Annotated in this window: 20 protein-coding genes; 11 read left to right on the forward strand and 9 right to left on the reverse strand. The window is 66.8% G+C overall.

What is annotated here, in order from left to right; genetic code table 11:
* Nucleotides 1-17: 17 nt before the first annotated feature.
* Complete coding sequence (gene panC, locus ACT3CF_RS11875; RefSeq protein WP_478423013.1) at nucleotides 18-866, forward strand: pantoate--beta-alanine ligase; 849 nt, start codon at nucleotides 18-20, stop codon at nucleotides 864-866.
* Between the two features lie 74 nt (nucleotides 867-940).
* Nucleotides 941-1,237, forward strand: coding sequence for a hypothetical protein (locus tag ACT3CF_RS11880; RefSeq protein ID WP_478423014.1), 297 nt, complete (start codon nucleotides 941-943; stop codon nucleotides 1,235-1,237).
* Nucleotides 1,238-1,325: 88 nt separating this feature from the next.
* Here ACT3CF_RS11880 and topA read toward each other — a convergent pair whose 3' ends face one another.
* Nucleotides 1,326-3,884: a type I DNA topoisomerase gene (gene topA, locus ACT3CF_RS11885; RefSeq protein WP_478423015.1), complete on the reverse strand. Its 2,559-nt coding sequence runs from the start codon at nucleotides 3,882-3,884 to the stop codon at nucleotides 1,326-1,328.
* Between the two features lie 102 nt (nucleotides 3,885-3,986).
* Nucleotides 3,987-4,583, reverse strand: a complete 597-nt coding sequence (locus ACT3CF_RS11890; protein WP_478423017.1) for a YbaN family protein — start codon at nucleotides 4,581-4,583, stop codon at nucleotides 3,987-3,989.
* Between ACT3CF_RS11890 and ACT3CF_RS11895 the strand changes: the two genes are divergently transcribed.
* Nucleotides 4,563-5,459 carry a DMT family transporter gene (locus ACT3CF_RS11895; RefSeq protein ID WP_478423019.1) on the forward strand — a complete coding sequence of 299 codons (897 nt, stop codon included), beginning with the start codon at nucleotides 4,563-4,565 and terminating at the stop codon, nucleotides 5,457-5,459. The two genes, ACT3CF_RS11890 and ACT3CF_RS11895, sit on opposite strands and share 21 nt — an antisense overlap.
* Before the next feature lie 19 nt (nucleotides 5,460-5,478).
* Here the strand turns inward: ACT3CF_RS11895 and dprA are convergent, their stop codons facing one another.
* Both dprA and plsY read right to left on the reverse strand, forming a co-directional pair.
* Nucleotides 5,479-6,561 carry a DNA-processing protein DprA gene (gene dprA, locus ACT3CF_RS11900; RefSeq protein WP_478423020.1) on the reverse strand — a complete coding sequence of 361 codons (1,083 nt, stop codon included), beginning with the start codon at nucleotides 6,559-6,561 and terminating at the stop codon, nucleotides 5,479-5,481.
* Nucleotides 6,562-6,569: 8 nt separating this feature from the next.
* Entirely contained in the window at nucleotides 6,570-7,175 is a 606-nt protein-coding gene (gene plsY / locus ACT3CF_RS11905) for a glycerol-3-phosphate 1-O-acyltransferase PlsY (protein ID WP_478423022.1), read from the reverse strand.
* A gap of 85 nt (nucleotides 7,176-7,260) precedes the next feature.
* On the opposite strand from plsY, the gene murI reads away from it, so the two are divergent.
* Complete coding sequence (murI, locus tag ACT3CF_RS11910; RefSeq protein ID WP_478423023.1) at nucleotides 7,261-8,067, forward strand: glutamate racemase; 807 nt, start codon at nucleotides 7,261-7,263, stop codon at nucleotides 8,065-8,067.
* A 20-nt stretch (nucleotides 8,068-8,087) separates the two neighbouring features.
* Here the strand turns inward: murI and ACT3CF_RS11915 are convergent, their stop codons facing one another.
* Complete coding sequence (locus ACT3CF_RS11915; RefSeq protein ID WP_478423025.1) at nucleotides 8,088-8,252, reverse strand: hypothetical protein; 165 nt, start codon at nucleotides 8,250-8,252, stop codon at nucleotides 8,088-8,090.
* Nucleotides 8,253-8,525: 273 nt separating this feature from the next.
* Here ACT3CF_RS11915 and hemA point away from each other — a divergent pair, with 273 nt between their 5' ends.
* Nucleotides 8,526-9,770, forward strand: a complete 1,245-nt coding sequence (gene hemA / locus ACT3CF_RS11920) for a 5-aminolevulinate synthase (protein WP_478423026.1) — start codon at nucleotides 8,526-8,528, stop codon at nucleotides 9,768-9,770.
* 75 nt (nucleotides 9,771-9,845) lie between these two features.
* Here hemA and ACT3CF_RS11925 read toward each other — a convergent pair whose 3' ends face one another.
* From ACT3CF_RS11925 to ACT3CF_RS11935, 3 genes are all read right to left on the reverse strand, one after another.
* Nucleotides 9,846-10,523 (reverse strand): class I SAM-dependent methyltransferase, encoded by a 678-nt coding sequence (locus tag ACT3CF_RS11925; RefSeq protein ID WP_478423028.1) that lies wholly within the window; start codon nucleotides 10,521-10,523, stop codon nucleotides 9,846-9,848.
* Nucleotides 10,520-11,767, reverse strand: coding sequence for a BtaA family protein (locus tag ACT3CF_RS11930; protein ID WP_478423030.1), 1,248 nt, complete (start codon nucleotides 11,765-11,767; stop codon nucleotides 10,520-10,522). The genes ACT3CF_RS11925 and ACT3CF_RS11930 overlap by 4 nt, the downstream gene beginning before the upstream one ends.
* A 247-nt stretch (nucleotides 11,768-12,014) precedes the next feature.
* Complete coding sequence (locus ACT3CF_RS11935; RefSeq protein ID WP_478423031.1) at nucleotides 12,015-12,278, reverse strand: hypothetical protein; 264 nt, start codon at nucleotides 12,276-12,278, stop codon at nucleotides 12,015-12,017.
* A gap of 54 nt (nucleotides 12,279-12,332) precedes the next feature.
* Between ACT3CF_RS11935 and rpiB the strand changes: the two genes are divergently transcribed.
* The 5 genes from rpiB to rpsD all read left to right on the forward strand — a co-directional run bounded on the left by rpiB (nucleotide 12,333) and on the right by rpsD (nucleotide 16,078).
* Nucleotides 12,333-12,785 (forward strand): ribose 5-phosphate isomerase B, encoded by a 453-nt coding sequence (gene rpiB, locus ACT3CF_RS11940; protein ID WP_478423033.1) that lies wholly within the window; start codon nucleotides 12,333-12,335, stop codon nucleotides 12,783-12,785.
* Nucleotides 12,782-14,092, forward strand: coding sequence for a serine hydroxymethyltransferase (glyA, locus tag ACT3CF_RS11945; RefSeq protein WP_478423035.1), 1,311 nt, complete (start codon nucleotides 12,782-12,784; stop codon nucleotides 14,090-14,092). Before rpiB ends, glyA begins: the two co-directional genes overlap by 4 nt.
* Nucleotides 14,092-14,553, forward strand: a complete 462-nt coding sequence (gene nrdR, locus ACT3CF_RS11950; RefSeq protein ID WP_478423036.1) for a transcriptional regulator NrdR — start codon at nucleotides 14,092-14,094, stop codon at nucleotides 14,551-14,553. The genes glyA and nrdR overlap by 1 nt, the downstream gene beginning before the upstream one ends.
* Nucleotides 14,550-15,272, forward strand: a complete 723-nt coding sequence (locus ACT3CF_RS11955) for an RNA methyltransferase (protein WP_478423038.1) — start codon at nucleotides 14,550-14,552, stop codon at nucleotides 15,270-15,272. Before nrdR ends, ACT3CF_RS11955 begins: the two co-directional genes overlap by 4 nt.
* A 191-nt stretch (nucleotides 15,273-15,463) precedes the next feature.
* Entirely contained in the window at nucleotides 15,464-16,078 is a 615-nt protein-coding gene (rpsD, locus tag ACT3CF_RS11960) for a 30S ribosomal protein S4 (RefSeq protein WP_478423040.1), read from the forward strand.
* 121 nt (nucleotides 16,079-16,199) lie between these two features.
* Here the strand turns inward: rpsD and ACT3CF_RS11965 are convergent, their stop codons facing one another.
* On the reverse strand, nucleotides 16,200-18,071 hold the full coding sequence (locus ACT3CF_RS11965; RefSeq protein ID WP_478423041.1) for an alpha/beta hydrolase family protein: 1,872 nt from the start codon (nucleotides 18,069-18,071) through the stop codon (nucleotides 16,200-16,202).
* A 253-nt stretch (nucleotides 18,072-18,324) separates the two neighbouring features.
* Here ACT3CF_RS11965 and ACT3CF_RS11970 point away from each other — a divergent pair, with 253 nt between their 5' ends.
* Complete coding sequence (locus tag ACT3CF_RS11970; protein ID WP_478423043.1) at nucleotides 18,325-19,992, forward strand: M28 family metallopeptidase; 1,668 nt, start codon at nucleotides 18,325-18,327, stop codon at nucleotides 19,990-19,992.
* Nucleotides 19,993-20,062: the final 70 nt, after the last annotated feature.

The following is a 20,062-nucleotide window of genomic DNA, read 5'->3' on the forward strand; positions in this document are numbered from 1 at the left end:
ATCGAAAGAGTTGAAGCGTGCAAACCGTCCGTCAGCTTGCCAACCTTCGCGAAGCGCTCGCCGCGGGCCGCCGCGCAGGCAAGCGCATCGCGCTCGTGCCCACGATGGGCGCGCTGCACGATGGGCACATGGCGCTTGTGGAGGCCGCGCGTCGCAGCGCCGACCTTGTCGTCGTCTCGATCTTCGTCAATCCGCGCCAGTTCGGTCCCAGCGAGGACCTGGCCAAATATCCGCGCAAGGAACAGGCCGATGCGCGGATGCTGACCAACGCCGGCGTCGACCTGTTGTGGTTGCCGGCAGTCGAGGAAATGTATCCCGAGGGCTTTGCCACGTCGATTTCGGTCGGCGGGGTGAGCAATGTGCTGGAGGGTGAGCGCCGCCCCGGTCATTTCGACGGCGTCGCCACGGTGGTGACCAAGCTGTTCAACCAGGTTCGCCCCGACGTCGCGCTGTTCGGCGAGAAGGACTGGCAGCAGCTGGCGGTGATCCGGCGGCTGGTCGCCGATCTGGATCTGGATATCGAGATCGTGGGCGTTCCCACGCAGCGCGAGGATGACGGCCTCGCCCGTTCGTCGCGCAATGTCTATCTGATCGACGACGAGCGCACGCGCGCCGTGGCGTTGCCGCGCGCGCTGGGCGTTGCCGAACGCGCGATCAGCAAGGGGGGCGACCCGGAAGCGGCGCTGGCACAGGCACGCGAGATGCTGGCGGCCGCGGGTTTCGAGCTCGATTATCTGGTGCTGGCCGATGCCGAGACGCTGGGCGAACCCGAAGCGGGGCGGCCGATGCGCCTGCTCGCCGCCGCGCGGATCGGGACGACGCGGCTGATCGACAATATTCCGGTCACTCCGGGAGAACACAGTTAACGCCGTTAACCGATTGTTTCCGTCGCCCCGGCAAGCTCGCAGCATGTGAGGCAGCCAGAACAGGGGCTCGGGCGATGGGAAACAGCCTGAAGAGTGCGCGCTTTCTTGTGGAAAGCCGGTTGCGTGACGCCGAGGACGGCGATGTCCGGGCGTGTTTCGACCTGGGCATCATGTATTCGAGCGGCGCCGACGGCGTCGAGATCGACATGATCGAGGCGCACAAATGGTTCAACGTCGCCGCCTCGCTGGGCAGCAACGTCGCCCAATCGTGCCGGGCCGAAGTCGCCGAGGACATGACGGCGCGCGAAATCATCGAGGCGCAGAAGGCGGCGCGCGCATGGCTGCGCGGGCTGGAGCGTCGCGCGGCCTAATCGCGGACCCGCGCCGGAGCCCCCACCCCGGTTTCGCCGGCTCGACCCGGAGAACCGGGAAGGGAGCGCCCCCTCCCGGCGTCAGGGCTCAGGCCGCTGACGACGCCTTCGTCGCGGCCTTTTTGGCGGGAGCCTTCTTGGCTGCCGGCTTTTTCGCGGCAGCCTTTTTGGGGGCCGCCTTCTTCTTCCCCTTCGACGGGCCCGCCGCCGCCTTGGCGTCGATCAGCTGGGCGGCTTCCTCGAGCGTCAGCGCGTCCTTGTCGATCGTCTTGGGCAAAGTCGCGTTGGTCTCGCCGTCGGTGATGTAGGGGCCGTAACGGCCTTCCATCAGCTTGATTTCGGCCTCGGTGCGCGGATGTTTGCCGAGCACCTTGAGCGGTTCGCGCGCGGCACCGCGCGCCGGGCGACCACCGCCCGCCGCAGCCTCGGCCAGCTTGACCACCGCCGCGTTCATGCCGGTTTCGAACACGTCCGCGGTCGACTGGAGTCGTGCGTACTTGCCGTCATGCGCCAGATAGGGGCCATAGCGGCCGATCGAGGCGGTGATCGGTTTGCCGGTCTCCGGGTGATCGCCGATGGTGCGCGGCAGCTTCAGGAGCTTCAGCGCCCATTCAAGGTCGAGATCGACGTCCTTCGGGATCGAGGCGCGCGCGGCATCCTTGCCCTCGCCGAGCTGGATATAGGGACCAAACCGGCCCACCTTGCGCTCCACCGGCAGACCGGTGTCCGGATCGGTGCCGAGCACTTCCGGCCCCGTGTCCTCAGCCCCTTCGCCGCCCGGCTGGCCGAAGCGCCGCGTGTACTTGCACTCGGGATAGTTGGAGCACGCCACGAACGCGCCGAACCGGCCCCCGCGCAGCGCCAGCTTGCCGACGCCGCAATTCGGGCACAGCCGCGGATCGCTGCCGTCCGCCTTGGCGGGGAACAGGTACGGCTCGAGGAACTGGTCGAGCGCCGCGGTGATGTCGGAGGGCTTCTGCTCCATCACCTCGGTGGTGCGCGGCTTGAAGTCGCGCCAGAAGGCTTCCAGCACCGCCTGCCAGGCGGCGCGGCCGCCGGACACGTCGTCCAGCTCTTCCTCCAGCTCGGCGGTGAAGTCGAACGACACGTACTTCTCGAAGAAACGTTCGAGGAAGGCGGTCAGCAGCCGGCCGCTCTCCTCGGCGAAGAAGCGGTTCTTTTCCACCCGCACATAGGCGCGGTCCTTAAGCACCTGGATGATCGAGGCATAGGTCGACGGACGACCGATACCGAGCTCTTCCAGCCGCTTGACCAGCGAGGCTTCGGAAAAGCGCGGCGGCGGCTGGGTGAAGTGCTGCTCGGCGTTGACCGCCTTCTTGGCGGGCGAGGCGCCCTCCGACATGCGCGGGAGGCGGCGGCTGTCCTCGTCGCCCTCGTCGTCCTTGCCCTCTTCGTAGAGCGCGAGATAGCCGGGGAACAGCACCACCTGGCCGGTGGCGCGAAGCCCGTGCTGGCCGGTGCCGTCCGCCAGATCGACCGTCGTGCGCTCCATGCGCGCCGAGGCCATCTGGCTGGCGAGCGCGCGCTTCCAGATCAGGTCGTACAGCTTGGCATGGTCGCCCGAGCCGGCGCGGTCCTTGCCGAAGTCGGTCGGGCGGATCGCCTCGTGCGCTTCCTGGGCGTTCTTCGCCTTGGTCTGGTACTGGCGCGGCTTGTCCGGCACGTAGCTGCCGTCATAGCGATCGGCCACTGCCTTGCGTGCCGCCTGGATCGCCGAGGGGTCCATCTGGACGCCGTCGGTACGCATATAGGTGATCGCGCCGTCCTCGTAGAGCGCCTGCGCGATCCGCATCGTGTGGCTGGCCGAGAAGCCGAGCTTGCGTGCGGCTTCCTGCTGCAGCGTGGACGTCGTGAAGGGCGGCGGCGGGTTACGCATCGCCGGCTTGGTCTCGACCGCGACGACGGTGAAGCGGCCTTCCTCGACCGCCTTCTTGGCGGCCTCGGCGCTGCCCTGGTCGCCGATCGAGAGGCGGTCGAGCTTCTCGCCCTTCCACTTGACGAGGCGCGCCTGGAACGGCGTGCCGTCCGATTCCATCTCGGCGATGACCGACCAATATTCCTGCGCGACGAAGCTTTCGATCTCGCGCTCGCGCCCGACGATCAGCCGCAGCGCCACCGACTGGACGCGGCCCGCCGACTTGGCGCCTGGCAGCTTGCGCCACAGCACCGGCGAGAGGGTAAAGCCGACGAGATAGTCGAGCGCGCGGCGGGCGCGATAGGCGTCGATCAGGTCGGTATCCAGCTCGCGCGGATGCTGCATCGCGTGGAGGATCGCCGGCTTGGTGATCGCGTTGAAGGTGACGCGCTCGACCTCCTTGGGGAGCGCCTTCTTGTTCTTGAGCACCTCGCGGACGTGCCAGCTGATCGCCTCGCCTTCGCGATCAGGGTCAGTCGCGAGGATCAGACGGTCGGCCTTCTTCGCCTCGTCGGCGATCGCCTTCAGCTGCTTCGACTTGTCGGCATAGGTCTCCCACTCCATCGCGAACGAGTCGTCGGGGTTCACCGACCCGTCACGGGCGGGCAGGTCGCGGACATGGCCATAGCTGGCGAGGACACGATAGTCCTTGCCCAGATACTTCTCGATGGTTTTCGCCTTGGCGGGCGACTCGACGATGACAAGCTGCATGGATGGTCTATCGGGTCCTTACGCGTATGCGTACGAGAGTGGGGAGCGCATCACGCCCCCGTCAAGTCTGGTCGGCACGCGTGCCTAGCCGAGCACAGCCGGTTACGCCACCCGTCCGCCCGAGGGCGCAGGCCGGGACACCACGAACGCGGCACAGGCGGCGAAGAAGCCCGCGACCAGCACCGTCACCCACCAGCGCGGATGTGCGCCCCAGCAAAACAGCGCGAAGCCTAGCGCCATACCGCCAAGGGCATAGCCCTTTGCCCGGCGGGGAATCGCCCCCTCCGCCCGCCAGGCGCGCAGCGTCGCGCCGAAGCGGGGGTGATCGAGCAGCCATGTTTCGAGCCGAGGCGACGAACGGCCGAAGCACCATGCGGCAAGGATGAGGAAAATCGTCGTCGGCATGACCGGCAGAAACGCGCCGATGATGCCGAGCGCGAGAAAAACCAGCCCGAGCACCAGATAGGCCGCCCGCCCCAAATGTGCGCGAGCCCCCGCCGGCGCGGATGGCGCAGGCGCGGATTCAGGTGGGGGCGGATCGTCGGTCGGCACCACAACGCGATGCCATAGCCGAGACTTGCGAACAAGTCGCAACAGCCTCGGCGTCACCGCAGCACATCTATTCGGGAGATCGGGCCGGGGTTGATCGCGACGCCATTTGGCCGGAAAGGCCGCCGCATGCCGTCCTCCGTCGAACATCGCCCCGCCCTGTCCTTCACGCGCGAGGAGCTGGTGCTGCTGTCGATCACGATGCTGTGGGGCACCACGTTCCTGATCGTGCACCTGGCGATGCAGCATTGCGGCCCGCTGTTCTTCGTCGGGCTGCGCTTCATCGTCGCAGGGGGCATGGCACTGCTGTTCTTTTACCGGGCGATGCGCGGGCTGACGCGCGCCGAACTGTTTGCCGGCGCGGCGATCGGCCTGTCGATCCTGCTCGGCTATGCGCTCCAGACGCACGGATTGCGAACGATCAGCGCGAGCCAGTCGGCCTTCATCACGGCCATGTACGTGCCGCTGGTCCCCCTGGTGCAATGGGCGGCATTGCGGCGACGACCGCGCCTGATGAGCTGGATCGGAATCGCGCTCGCCTTCACCGGATTGATGCTGCTGACGGCGCCCGAAGCAGGTTCGCTCGAACTGAGCGAGGGAGCCGTCGCGACGCTGGCGAGCGCTTTGGCGATTGCGGGCGAGATCCTGCTGATCGGCCATTTCGCACCGCGCGTGGACAGCGCACGCGTGACGGTGGTGCAGTTGCTGTCGGCGGGGCTGTTCTCCTTTGCCGCGATGCCGCTGTTCGGCGAAAAGCTGCCGGGCTTCAGCTGGATCTGGCTGGTCGCGGGCGTGGGCCTGGGGCTTGCCAGCGCGGTGATCCAACTGGCGATGAACTGGGCGCAAAAGTCGGTTTCACCGACACGCGCCACCGTCATCTATGCCGGCGAGCCGGTATGGGCGGGGGTATTCGGCCGGATCGCCGGCGAACGACTGCCCGCACTCGCCTGGCTCGGTGCGGCGTTCATTCTGGCGGGTGTGCTGGCAAGCGAACTCAAGCTTCCGAGCCGGAAACGCGACAGCTGACGACGAGGACCGAGCAGCTTTAGAGTAGCAGCGATACGCGCGCGCCGGCGTGGCGTTCCAGGCGGCCGCCGAGTTCGAGTTCGAGCAGCACCATCTGCACCGCCGCGGGGCTGGCGCCCGACTGGCGGACGATTTCGTCGACGCTGACCGCGACCGGGCCGAGAAGGTCGAGGATCCGCGCCCGCTCCGCATCGCTGGCGTCGTGGAGCGGCGGCGTGCCGAAGCCGACGCCGATCGAGCGCACGACACGCGAATCGATCGGCCCCAGCGCCTCGATCACATCGTCGGCGTTCTGAATCAGCGTGGCGCCGTCGCGGATGAGCGCGTTGCACCCCTGCGCGCGCGGATCGAGCGGCGAGCCGGGAACGGCCATCACCTCACGCCCCGCATCGGCGGCGATGCGCGCGGTGATCAGCGAGCCCGAACGCGGCGCCGCCTCGACCACCACCGTGCCGAGCGCGAGACCCGCGATGATGCGGTTGCGCGCCGGGAAAAAACGGGCAAGCGGCTCGGTCCCGGGCGGCTGCTCGGCCAGCAGCACCCCGCGGGCGGCGATCGCCGCCTGCAGTTCGGCATTTTCAGGAGGAAAGGCAACGTCGATCCCGCTGGCAATGACCCCGACGGTGCCGCCGTCGAGCGAGCCGTGATGGGCGGCGGTGTCGATCCCGCGCGCCAGCCCCGAAACCACGGTAAAGCCGCGTTCGGTAAGCCCCTGGGCCAGCATCCGCGCGAACCGGCACGCGGCGGCCGAAGCATTGCGGGCGCCGACCATCGCAACGCAGGGGCGCGCGAGCAGCGTGATATCACCCTGGACGATCAACGCCGGCGGTGCGTTTTCGAGCCGGGCGAGCAACGCCGGATAGGCAGGATCGTCGATGAACAGGTAGCGCGCGCGCAGCCGTTCGACCTTGGCGATTTCGCGCCGGATCGCCGCCAGATCGGCCAGCACCGGCGCACGACCGCCGCCGCGTGCCGCCAGCATCGGGATTGCGTCGATCGCCGCTTCGGCACTGCCGAACCGTGCCACGAGCTGTGCATAGGACACCGGCCCGATATTGGCCGAGCGCAAAAGCCTTAGCCGTGCCTCCCGCCCGTCGGCCATCGGCGCGCTCAGCTCCTGCCCCGCGAACCGATGCGCGGTTCGGTGCCACTGAGCAGGCGATCAATATTCTCGCGATGCTTCCACAAGACAACGAGCGTCAGCGCGAGCAACGGCAGCACCAGATCGAAGCGTCCGAACCAGGCACAGGCCACCGGTGCGCTGATCGCCGCAGTCATCCCGGCCAGCGACGAGATCCGCGCGAGCGCGAGCAGCCCCAGCCACACCACGGCATAGACGAGACCCGCCGGCCAATAGAGCGCGACGACGATTCCCATCATCGTTGCGACACCCTTGCCTCCGCGAAAGCGCAGCCACACCGGATAGCAATGACCGAAAAAGGCCGCGACCCCGCCCAGCACGCCGCCGCCCGGCACAACCAACGCCGCCAGCAGGACCGCCGCCGAGCCCTTGAGGAGGTCGAGCAGCAGCGTCGCGGCGGCCAGCCCCTTGCGCCCGGTGCGCAGGACATTGGTGGCGCCGATATTACCCGAACCGATCTGGCGCAGATCGCCCGCCCCGGCGAGCCGGGTCAACAGCACGCCGAAGGGAATCGACCCCAGGAGATAGCCCAGCAGGATCGCCCCCGCGGGCGCAGTCCACAGAAAATCGGTCAACGCAGATTACCCCCTGTTGCCACCAAGCTAAGCGGTCCAATAGGTCGGCGCAACGATTCCCATGTCTGCGAAAGTGCCGACTCGCGTGTCAGACCCGCGTCCTATCCTGTTCTTCGATTCCGGCATCGGCGGCCTGTCGGTGCTGGGCCCCACCGCCCGACTGCTGCCGCAGGCTCCGCTCGTCTATGTCGCCGACTCGGCCGGCTTCCCCTATGGTACGAAGACCGAGGCGGAAATCGCCGGACGGGTACCGGCCCTGCTCGGCCGCCTGGCAGAGCGATTCGATCCGCGGCTGATCGTCATCGCGTGCAACACCGCCTCGACGATCGCGCTGGGGGCTGTACGCGCCGCGCTCGACCTGCCGATCGTCGGCACCGTTCCCGCGATCAAACCCGCCGCCGAGATGAGCCGGACGCGCGCGATCGGCGTACTGGGGACCGAGGCGACCGTTCGGCAACCCTATGTCGACGATCTCGCGGCCCGGTTCGCGGCCGATTGCTTGGTGCTCCGGCACGGATCGGCCGAACTGGTCCAACTGGCGGAGGCCAAGCTCGCCGGCGAGACGCCGTCGCCTGCGCGCCTGCGCGCCGTGCTCGACGGGCTGCTGGGACAGCCGGGCGGCGAGCGCGTCGACGTGATCGTCAACGCCTGCACGCATTTTCCCCTGGTCGAGGCGGAACTCGCCGCAGCGGCGCCGCACCCGGTACGCTTTGTCGACGGCGGGCCGGGCATCGCGCGGCGAGTCGCCTATCTCACGCAGGGACAGCAATGGCCCGAAAGCCCGGTGCCAGGCCGAGCGATCTTCACCGCACTCGATTCGCATGCCCGCGCGCTGGCGCCGGCGCTGGCGCGGTTCGGGCTCACGCAAGTCGAAGCGCTCCGCCCAGCCTGAAGCAACCGCCGACGGGCGGTTCAGGCAAGGCGCGGCGTCAACAGCCCCATTGCCCGGTGCAGCGTCTGATACCGCTCGGCGAGCTGGAGGTGGATCAATCGCGCGCAGTGATCATCGCTACGGGCGGCCTGTGCGCGCTCCTCGTCCTCGCGCCTTCGGAAATAATCGCGATCATGGTCGGTCATCACAACGGCTCCCCTGGGTTCGGACCGCGTCCGGATAAAACGCCTGAGCCTGATCGAGCCGGCATCGCCGGCGGGCGCGGCAGGCGAGTCGCCACGCGCAATGCCGTCATAGCAGAAAATGCCCGTGCTGCCGTCACCCAAATGACGTTGCCGCACCGGGCCGCGCGTGGAGGAAGCCGCCGCCCTGCCCCAAGGAACCGGTGCGGTTATTGGGATAATTGCTTAGAGGCGGATGCTGGAAACGCGGGCAATTCAGGCGTAGGAGAAACATCCATGCGTACCATCGACAGCCCGTCGCCCGCCGTTGATTACTCGCGGGTGTTCAGCCAAGCGATCGACCGGCTGCACGCCGAAGGCCGATACCGCGTGTTCATCGACATTCTGCGCAACAAGGGCATGTTCCCGAACGCGCGATGCTTCGCTGGACATAACGGTCCGAAGCCGATCACCGTCTGGTGTTCGAACGACTATCTGGCCATGGGGCAGCACCCCAAGGTCATCGCCGCGATGGAAGAGGCCCTCCATGACGTCGGCGCCGGATCGGGCGGCACCCGCAACATCGGCGGCAACACGCATTACCATATCGAACTGGAACACGAACTCGCCGACCTGCATGGCAAGGAAGGCGCGCTGCTCTTCACCTCGGGCTATGTCTCGAACGAGGCGACGCTGTCGACGCTCGCCAAGGTGATGCCCGGCTGCATTATCTATTCCGACGAACTGAACCACGCGTCGATGATCGCGGGCATCCGCAATTCGGGCTGCGAAAAGCGCGTGTGGCGTCATAACGACCTCGCGCATCTGGAAGAACTGCTGGCCGCCGACGATCCGTCGGTCCCGAAGCTGATCGCGTTCGAGAGCGTCTATTCGATGGACGCCGACATCGCGCCGATCGCCGAGATCTGTGACCTGGCCGACAAGTACAACGCGCTGACCTATCTGGACGAGGTCCATGCCGTCGGCATGTACGGCGCGCGCGGCGGCGGCATTTCGGAACGCGACGAGGTCGCGCACCGGCTGACGATCATCGAAGGCACGCTGGGCAAGGCGTTCGGCGTGATGGGCGGCTATATCGCCGCCGACCAGATGATCATCGACGTGATCCGCAGCTATGCGCCCGGCTTCATCTTCACGACGTCGCTGTCACCGGTTCTGGTTGCGGGCGTACTGGCAAGCGTGCGCCACCTCAAGCAGTCGTCGGTCGAACGTGAGGGCCAGCAGGCCGCAGCGGCGATGCTCAAGCGGCTGATGGCCGAGGCCGGACTGCCGGTGATGGCATCGACCACGCACATCGTCCCGCTGATGGTCGGCGACCCGGTGAAGGCCAAGAAGATCAGTGACATCCTGCTTGCCGAATACGGCATGTACGTCCAGCCGATCAATTTCCCGACCGTGCCGCGCGGCAAGGAGCGACTGCGCTTCACGCCGGGACCGTCGCACACCGAGGAAATGATGCGCGAGCTGGTCGACGCGCTGGTCGAAATCTGGGGCCGGCTGGAACTGCGCCGCGCCGCCTGAGCATCACCGAACGATCCAAAAAGGGGGAGCGATTGCTCCCCCTTTTCATGTGCGTCGCGGACGATCGGGCAGAAATCAGGACGGTCGCCGCAGCACCGCCCGCCAGGCATAGCCGCGATAGAGCGGCGTAAACGTCGTCGCGAGCCCGTGTGCCGCCGCGATCCGATCGAGCACCTGCGGCAGATCGGCGCGGGGGTAGACGTGAAAGTCGTTGAGCGACTTGAAATGGAGCCGCCGCGCGAAAGCAGGAAGCCGCTCATATTGTCCGAAATCGACGATGTGGAGGCTTCCCCCCGGCGCGAGCGCCGCGGCGCCCTGCTCGATGGCGGCGATCCAGGGCGGGATCATCGACAGCGTGTAGCTCATGAAAACGCGGTCGACCCGATCGAGCCCGAACATCGCCGACAGGTCGAAGCGCCCGGCATCACCCTGCGCCAGCGCGATCCGACCGCCCAGCCCGCGCTTCGCCACCGATCTGTGCGCCGTATCGAGCATCGCCTCGCTGATGTCGAAGCCATGGAAGCGTGCGTTCGGCCATTGCCGTGCCGCGACGATCAGGTTGCGCGCGGTGCCGCAACCGATCTCGACCACATTGCCGCCCGGCGGGGGCGCGAGCTCGCGAATCAGCCGATCGCGCCCCAACAGGTAAAATTTGCGCGTCAGGTCATAGAAATGGCGATGGAGCGCATAGGTCGCGTCCATCAGCCCTTTCTGATCGGCGGCGACGCCCTCGATCTGCACGCCCCGCGTCATGCGTGCGGCTTCAATGTCCAGAGGTGGACCGCGCCATACACCGCCGACCGGTCCCGACGGGTCCAGTCGTCGCGCAGTTCGCGCGGCGCATAGTCCCATTGGTCGAGGATCGCCGCCGGCACATGGCCCGCGACGACGTCGGGGGTGGCTGCTGTGCGATAAAGAACGCGCGCGCCGGGCGCGGCAGTACGCGTGATCGCCGCCCAGAGCCGGGTCAACTGCGCGTCGGTCATCCAGTCCTGCGCATCGAGCAGAATGAACCGGTCGAGCGACTGGGCCGGCATCGATTCGAGATAGTCGACCATGTTCTGGTGCCGGATCTCGACGCGATCCGCGCGGCTGTGGACCGCGTCGTAATGACTTGCCTGAAGATAGGTGGGCAACGGCGCGTCCGGCCCCTTGGCATAACCGCGCCCGAATGCCTGCCACGCATAATAGTTGTCGCGGATATCGAAATCGCAGGCGAGCTTGCGCAGGCGGCTTTCAAGCGCGCCGGTGATACCGCCCACGGGATCGTCCGCCTTGAGCAGATCATATTGTGCCGGCGGAATGCCGAAGCCGAACAGCGTCGCCGGCTGATCGACCAGCCACCGCAACAGCCGCTTCTGGAAAAAGGGCGCGTATCGTTCGGCATAGATCTGGCGCTGCTCCTCGATCGAACGCGCCGCCAGGATCGCCCGCGGGTCGATGGCGTAACAGCGCGCGAGAAAATGGCCGATGCCGATCAAGCCGCCGAGCAGACCCTCGCGATAGAAACCCCGGGCAAAACCGCTAATCCGACGCCGCCCGCGCCAGTCGCGGGAATCCCAATAGGCGCGGGTGTCGGCATCGAGCCACGGGCGGAGATAGTCGCGATAGGCAACCAGATTGTCGCGCCGGTCGGCATCGCCGAAGAAGGTGCGGAAGCTCGCATGCCCCGGAAGGCGCAACGCCGCCTCGCGCTTGAGCCGGTTGAGCGCGATGTGCGCAGGATTGAGGTCGACCGCGGTGATCGCGCGCGGATTGGCGGTCAGATAGGAAAAGACGTTGCACCCGCCCGAAGCGATGGTGACGACATGGCTATCGGGCGTGATCGCCAACGCCTCCATGTCGATTTCGGGGTCTTCCCAGATCTGGGCATAGACCAGCCCGCGAAAGGCGAAAGTGAAAGCTCGTTCGAGCATTCCCTGCTTTGTCAGACGGTCATGCCGATGCACCGCCCCCCGCACCGCGCCGTTCCTAGGCGCCTTGGCAACTGAACGCATTCCCCACTCCTGGCCGGACGGCCCGAGCGGGCCGTGCAAGCCCGACCTATAACAAAATGAGATCGGGTCATAACACTATTAGCAGGGTGGTGTGACAGAATGCGGTCATCCCGCAGACCAATCGCCCGGCCGCCTGCCGATCCGTGTCCGCAATGCGGTCGAGCGCCTGCAAAAGATCCGCGGGGGTTGGCTTGCCCGATCGCCAGCCCGCCCCCTTCGCCGACCACGGGGCCGGCCCGCATCAGGTTTAGCGCGCCTGATTGTCGATCGCGTCGCCCGCGTTATCGAGCCCGTCCGAAACGGCATTACCCACATTGTCCGCGCCGTCGCGAAGCGCCTGCCCCGCGCGATCGGCACCGTTTTCGATACGATCGCTCAGCCGATCGGCAGCATTTTCGAGCGAATCTCCCGCGCGATCGAGCGAATTGTCGACGCGATCCTCGGTCCCCGGCGAGCAGGCGGCAAGCCCCAGCGCAAGCGCAGGCACCAGGACAAAGAACGACTTCGACATCATTGACTCCCTATGGTCTAGCCAGCGGACGCGCACCGGCGTAGGGAGCGCGCCATGTCGCACCGCATCGCCATCGCCTCGGACCACGCCGCCTATGCCATGAAGGCAGAACTCGCCGATTGGTTGCGTGAGGCCGGCCACGACGTCGCCGATCTGGGCACGCACGGGCCCGAGAGCGTCGACTATCCCGACTATGGCTATCGCCTCGCCGCCGCGATCGAATCGGGTGCGGCCAGCTTTGGCGTGGCGCTTTGCGGATCGGGGATCGGCATTTCCATCGCGGTCAATCGCAACCCGGCGGCGCGGTGCGCGCTGGTTTCCGAGCCGCTTTCGGCAAGCCTGGCGCGCCAGCATAACGATGCCAACGTCATCGCGCTCGGCGCCCGGCTGACCGGAATCGAAATGGCCAAGGCCTGTATTTCCACTTTCCTCGAAACCAGCTTCCTGGGCGACCGCCACCAACGTCGCGTCGACAAGCTGAGCAACCCCGAAAGGAGCCCCGCATGAGCACCAACCCCGTAACGGCAGGCCTGCAACCCGACGGCTTCTTTTCCAAATCGCTCGCCGAGGTCGACCCCGCAGTGTTCGCCGGCGTCGCGCACGAGCTCGACCGCGAGCAGCATCAGATCGAACTGATCGCCAGCGAGAACATCGTTTCGAAGGCGGTGCTCGAGGCGCAGGGTTCGGTCTTCACCAACAAGTACGCCGAGGGCTATCCCGGCAAGCGCTATTATCAGGGCTGCCATCCGTCGGACGAGGTCGAGCAGCTGGCGATCGATCGCGCCAAGCAGTTGTTCGGCTGCGGTTTCGCCAATGTCCAGCCGCACTCGGGCGCGCAGGCGAACGGCGCGGTGATGCTCGCGCTGACCAAGCCCGGCGATACGATCCTCGGCCTCAGCCTCGATGCGGGCGGCCACCTGACCCACGGCGCCCGCGCAGCGATGAGCGGCAAGTGGTTCAACGCGGTTCAGTACGGCGTGCGGCCCGACGATCATCTGATCGATTTCGACCAGGTCGAGCGGCTGGCCAAGGAACACAAGCCCAGCCTGATCATTGCCGGCGGCTCCGCCTATCCGCGCCACATCGATTTCGCGCGCTTCCGTGCGATTGCCGATGAAGTGGGCGCGCTGTTCATGGTCGACATGGCCCATTTCGCGGGCCTGGTCGCCGGCGGCGTGCACCCGACCCCGTTCGGCCATGCGCATGTCGTCACCACCACCACGCACAAGACGCTGCGCGGTCCGCGCGGCGGCATGATCATGACGAACGACGAGGCGATCGCGAAGAAGATCAACTCGGCGGTGTTCCCGGGGCTGCAGGGCGGTCCGCTGATGCACGTGATCGCCGCCAAGGCGGTTGCGTTCGGCGAGGCGCTGCGCCCCGAGTTCAAGAGCTATGCCGCAGCTGTGGTCGAGAACGCCAAGGTGCTGGCGGCGACGCTCAAGGAGCGCGGTGCGAACCTCGTCTCGGGCGGCACCGACACGCACCTCGCGCTGGTCGACCTCACCCCGATGGGCGTGACCGGCAAGGACGCCGACGAGGCGCTGGAGCGCGCGGCGATCACCTGCAACAAGAACGGCATCCCCAACGATCCGCTGCCGCCGATGAAGACCAGCGGCATCCGCGTCGGCTCGCCAGCGGGCACCACCCGCGGCTTCGGCCCGGCCGAGTTCCGCGAGATCGGCAACATGGTCGCCGACGTGCTCGACGGGCTGCGGAACAAGGGCGAGGCGGGCGACGCCGCGGTCGAGGCCGATGTGAAGGCCCGCGTCCGCGCGCTGTGCGAACGCTTCCCGATCTATAACCAAGCCTGATGCGCTGCCCCTTCTGCGGCAATGAAGCGAGCCAGGTGAAGGATAGCCGCCCCACCGAGGATGGGGCGGCGATCCGGCGCCGGCGACAATGCGAGGCCTGCGCAGCCCGCTTCACGACCTTCGAACGCATCCAGTTGCGCGACCTGACCGTGGTCAAGAGCGGCGACCGGCGCGAGCCGTTCGATCGCGACAAGCTGGTCCGATCGGTGTCGACCGCATGTCGCAAGCGCCCGATCCTGCCGGCGCAGATCGAACGGCTGGTATCCGGCATCCAGCGCCAGCTGGAGACGGCAGGCGACAGCGAAGTGCCGTCACAGCGGATCGGCGAGCTGGTGATGGAGGCGCTCAAGGGCCTCGATTCGGTTGCCTATATCCGCTTTGCCAGCGTGTATAAGGATTTTCGCGAGGCGAAGGACTTCGAGGAGTTCGCCGGTAACGTCAGCGAGGTCGGCAAGAATTGAATCCCCCCGTCATCGTGCTCGTCCGCCCGCAGCTGGGTGAGAATATCGGCAAGGCGGCGCGTGCCATGCTCAATTTCGGATTGACCGAGATGCGGCTGGTGAGCCCGCGCGACGGCTGGCCGAATCCGTCCGCGGGTCCGGCCGCAAGCGGCGCCGATCTGGTACTCGAAAGGGCTCAGCTCTTCGAGAACGTCGCCGACGCAGTCGCCGATTGCGCGCATGTCTATGCGACGACGGTGCGCAAGCGCGGCGTGACCAAGCCCGTGGTCACGCCCGAGGTGGCAGCACGCGAGGTTCACGCCGCGGTCGGGCGGACGGCGATCCTGTTCGGACCCGAGCGGTCGGGCCTGGAGACCGACGACGTCGCGCTTGCCCGGACGATCGTGACCGTACCGATCAACCCCGAGTTCGGATCACTGAACCTGGCGCAGGCGGTGATCCTCGTCGCCTATGAATGGTCGAAGCACGTCGCACTTGAAAGCCCGCCGTCGGTCGAGCTCGACCCTCCGGCACCGCAGGAAGAACTCGACGGCATGATCGGCCAGCTCGACGCGATGCTGGATGAATCGGGTTATTACTTCCCGCCCGACCGTGTCCCGGCGACCAAACGGACGCTGCGCGGCCTGCTGACCAAGCCCGGCTGGACGAGCCAGGAGCTGCGCACGCTGCGCGGCGTGCTCTCGGCCCTCGAGGGCAAGAAGCGTCACCGCGCCGGCTAAAGCCCGGCGCCGCGCCACAGCTTGACTCGGCGAGAGCCTGCCGCTAGGCGCACGCCTTCGCAATTGGCGCCGCACCCCGGTGAAGCGGTTGCCCTGCGCACTTTCCCAGGAAAGGCTCAGGCGAAACCGGGATCGCGATCAGGACGGCTTGCCGCCCGGGTCAACGTCAACGCAATTGGTAAGGAAATACGATGTCGAAGCGCTCCAGCGCCAAGCATAAGCTCGATCGCCGCATGGGCGAAAACATCTGGGGGCGTCCCAAGTCCCCGGTGAACAAGCGCGAATACGGTCCCGGCCAGCACGGCCAGCGCCGCAAGGGCAAGATGTCGGACTTCGGCCTGCAGCTCCGCGCGAAGCAGAAGCTGAAGGGCTATTACGGCGACGTCACCGAGAAGCAGTTCCGCAAGGCCTATGACGATGCGTCGCGCATGAAGGGCGACACCTCGCAGAACCTGATCGGTCTGCTTGAGCAGCGCCTCGACATGATCGTCTATCGCGCCAAGTTCGCGCCGACGATCTTCGCCGCGCGCCAGCTGGTCAACCACGGTCACATCCGTGTCGACGGCGAGAAGTGCAACATCGGTTCGCGCCGCATCAAGCCGGGCCAGACCGTCGAGCTGGGCAGCAAGGCCAAGGAAATGGCGCTGGTGCTCGAAGCGCAGGCGCTGAGCGAGCGTGACGTGCCGGACTATGTGGTTCCCGATGGCAACGGCAAGGTGACCTTCACCCGCGTGCCGACGCTCGACGAGGTTCCGTATCCGGTGAAGATGGAACCGAACCTGGTCGTCGAGTTCTACTCGCGCTAAGAACGGTTTCCTTCGGGAACGAAAAGAGGGCGGTCCTGCGGGGCCGCCCTTTTTCGTTGCCTCGATCCGAAGCGCAAGGCCGCCGGCAGCGACGCCGCCGACGGCAATCGGAAAAGCTCTGTCAGGGCCGGATCGACATGGCTTCGCGCAGGAAGGCGTCGGAGCGGCTCAGCAGGGTGGTACGGGCGGCATCATCAGCGAGCTGGTGATCGAGCCCCTTGAACTCGACATATTCGACACGACGCCCCGCTGCCTTCAGCCGATCGGCCATCATCCGCGATTCACCCACGCCGACATTGATGTCGACCGAGCCATGGAAGAGCAGCACGGGCGCCTTGATGCGTTCGGCATTCCGCGCGGGCGATCCCGCGCGAACATGATCGCCATGACCGATAAAGCGGTCGACCATCGGGAAGCTGGTGAAGTTGCGGCTCTCATCGCGCAACGTTTCCAGGTCGGTGACGGGCGCCACCGCAACGATCGCCTTGAACAGATCGGGATCGAGCACGCTCGACTGGAGCGCGGCATAACCGCCATAGGACCAGCCGACGATGCCGAGCTGGTCGGCGCGGGCGATGCCCTTGGCAACGAGCCAGCGCCCGGCATCGTTGACGTCGCCGATCGCGGTTTTCCATGACTGGAAGCCGTTGTTCTGGAACCAGGAATCGCCATAGCCCGTCGATCCGCGGAAATTGGGCTGAAGCACCGCATAACCCCGGGCGGCGAAATATTGCGACAGCCAGTCGAAGCCCCATTCGTCGCGCGAGCCCGGCCCGCCATGCGGCAGCACGATCGCGGGCAGACCCTTGCCGCTGCTACCCACGGGGAGCGTCAGATAGCCGGGGATCATCGTGCCGTCGGCGGCCGGAAACCGCACCGGCTCGACATGGGCGAGCGCGACCTTGGCGAGCGGCGGGCGCACGGGAAGAATCTCCTCGAGCCGGCGCGTGGCCTTGTCGTAGCGATAATAGGTGCCCGGATCGTTGTCGCCTCCCGCAAGAAGGAGCAGCTTGCTCTCGTCGGCGCTGGCATCGACGAAGGTCACGATGGGCTTGTTGGGCAGCGCGCGGCCGAGCGAGGCGGACAGTTTGCGCAGTTCGGGATCGAAGAATTCGACCTGGCGCCGATCGGTGGCGAAGCTGGCGCCCACCACGCGCCGGCTGCGCCCGATGCGGACAAGGCCATCGACATCGACGTCGGGATGGCGAACGAGCGTGGTGCGGGTGAGCGTCCCGTCGAGCGAAACCGCAACGAGCGCCAGCCGCCCCTCGATCTTCTCGAAGCCGATCGCACGATTGGTATCGCGGTCCACCGCCACCGGCTCGAACCCTTCGCTGCGGCCGTCGGGCAAGCTGGTGACGGTGCTCAGCGGCTTCCACTGGCGGCTGTCGGTCGTGCGATAGTAATAGCGCTCGACATTGCTGCTGTAGCCGTCGTCGTTCCGGTTGCGCGTGGCCATGATGCGGACGGCGCCATGCCCGTCGCTGATGAATCCGCGCGCGTCGCGGTTTGGCTGCTCGACGACGCGGCGCTCGAGCGTCGCCACATCGACGATCTCGACTCCCAGCCCCTCGCGCGTCTCGGCCGTCAGCCGACCGGTCGTCTGTTCGGGAACGAACTGGCGCGTCATCATCACCGAGCCGTCCTTCCCCTCCGGCCCCCAGTCGACGATCGACCCGCCAAACTGCATGAATCCAAGCGCATAGGGGCTTTGGCGGACATCGACCATCTTGAGGCCCTTGCCCTCGGCGTCGATCGAGATCTGCCGCGTCACCGCCATATGATCGGTGGTATCGTTGATCAGATAGACCTCGCAGATCAGCCGGATGTTGCTCACCCAGCGACATCCGGCGAGTCGTTCGGGCTTGCCGTTGGCGGCGAGGATGATCCTGGTCCCGTCGCCGGCGACCAAGTCGCCGATCGCCAGCACCTGGGCGCGGCCTTCCGCCGACTCGATGATCGCGACGCGATTGCCGTCGGGCGAAAGACGCATCTGCTCAACGAACTCGCGCGCGCCGAACCTTGCGGCCAGATCATCGGGCGCCGGCGCGTCCAATGGCAGTACAAACGCCGCAAAAAACGGCCAGATCATGCTGTTGACCATCGAAATCCCCCTGTTCTTTCCAGCTTATCTGTCGTTCGGACGCGCGCAAGGGCCGTTCGGAATCCACCCGTCGCGCCTGCTGGACCTTTGCGCCCACGGGCCTAAGACTTGGCGGGTTCAAGACAGAATCCAGGGAGCCATGATGTCGCAGCGCCGGTTTGCCCTTTTCACCTGCACCAGCCTGATCGCCGCAGCGGCGGTCGCCGTGCTTCCCGCCGCGACGCGGGCCCAGACCGCGACGCCGCCGCAGATCCCCGTCGAGACGTTGCGCACGGTGACGCAGACGCTGGCGTCGGACGCCTTCGAGGGCCGCAAGCCGACGACGGCGGGCGAGGACAAGACGATCGCCTATCTGATCGAGCGGTTCCGGAAGGCGGGCCTCAAGCCCGGAAACAGGGGCCAGTGGGTGCAGGATGTCCCGCTGGTCGAACTGACCGTGAACAAGCCGACGCCGCTTGTCTTCACCGGCGGCAAGGCACCGCTGTCGCTCGCCTATGGCAGCCAGGCGGTGTTCGGCACCTATCGCGTCGCGCCGCGCATCGACCTGAAGGACAGCGAGGTCGTGTTCGTCGGTTACGGCATCAACGCCCCCGAGCGCGGCTGGAACGACTATGCCGGCGTCGACGTGAAGGGGAAGACGGTGGTCATCCTCATCAACGATCCCGACTGGGAGACGATGACGCTCGACGGACCATTCGGCGGACGCGCGATGACCTATTACGGCCGCTGGACGTACAAATATGAGGAAGCGGCCCGCCAGGGCGCCGCCGCAGCGATCATCGTCCACGACACCGAGCCCGCCGCCTATGGCTGGGGCGTGGTGGAAAGCTCGTGGACCGGCCCGAAGCTGGAGCAGGACACGCCGGGCGACCATGCCGACCAGTCGCAGGTGATCGGCTGGATCCAGCAGGACGCCGCCCGCGCGCTGTTCGCGGGCGCCGGCAAGGACTATGCCGCGCTCGCCGCCGCCGCCAAGCGGCCGGGCTTCCGCGCGGTGCCGCTGGGGGTCAAGGCATCCGTCGGGTTCGACGTGGGGATCAAGCGCCAGGCGTCGAAGAACGTCGTCGGCATCCTGCCCGGCACCGAACGCCCCGACGAGGTCGTGCTCTATTCGGCGCACTGGGACCATCTGGGCCACTGCACGCCCGTCAAGGGCGACGGCATCTGCAACGGCGCGGTCGACAATGCGACGGGCACCGCAGGGCTGATCGCGCTGGCCGAAGCACAGGCCAAGGCCGGGCCGGCCAGGCGCAGCATGGTGTTCCTGGCGGTCACCGCCGAGGAACAGGGGCTGATCGGTTCGCAATATTATGCCGAGAACCCGGTCTATCCGCTCGCCAAGACGGTCGGCGGCGTCAACATGGACGGGCTCAACATCGTCGGCAAGGCGAAGGACTTCGTCCTTGTCGGCGCGGGCAAGTCCGAGATCGAGGACATGGTGAAGCCGTTCGTCGCCGCCGAAGGCCGCGTGATCGGCGTCGAGCCGAGCCCGGAAAAGGGCAGCTATTACCGGTCGGACCATTTCAGCTTCGCCAAGCTGGGCGTGCCGATGCTCTATGGCGAGAGCGGCGAGGACCTGGTGAACGGCGGCAAGGCGGCGGGCGCGAAGGCGGCCGAGGACTATGTCACCAACCGCTATCACAAGCCGCAGGACGAATATGATCCCGCGTGGAACTGGGACGGCGCGCTGTCGGACCTGCGCATCTATTACGGGCTCGGCCGGACACTCGCCGAAGGGCAGATGTGGCCCAACTGGTACAAGGATGCCGAATTCCGCGCGATCCGCGACAAGTCGCGCGGCGGCAACTGACGCGCGACCGCGGCGCGCCGGGGGCGCCGCGCCGGCCGGTCTTTTCCGCGCGACACGATGTGGTAAGGGC

It is taken from the genome of Sphingomonas chlorellae (assembly GCF_056485145.1).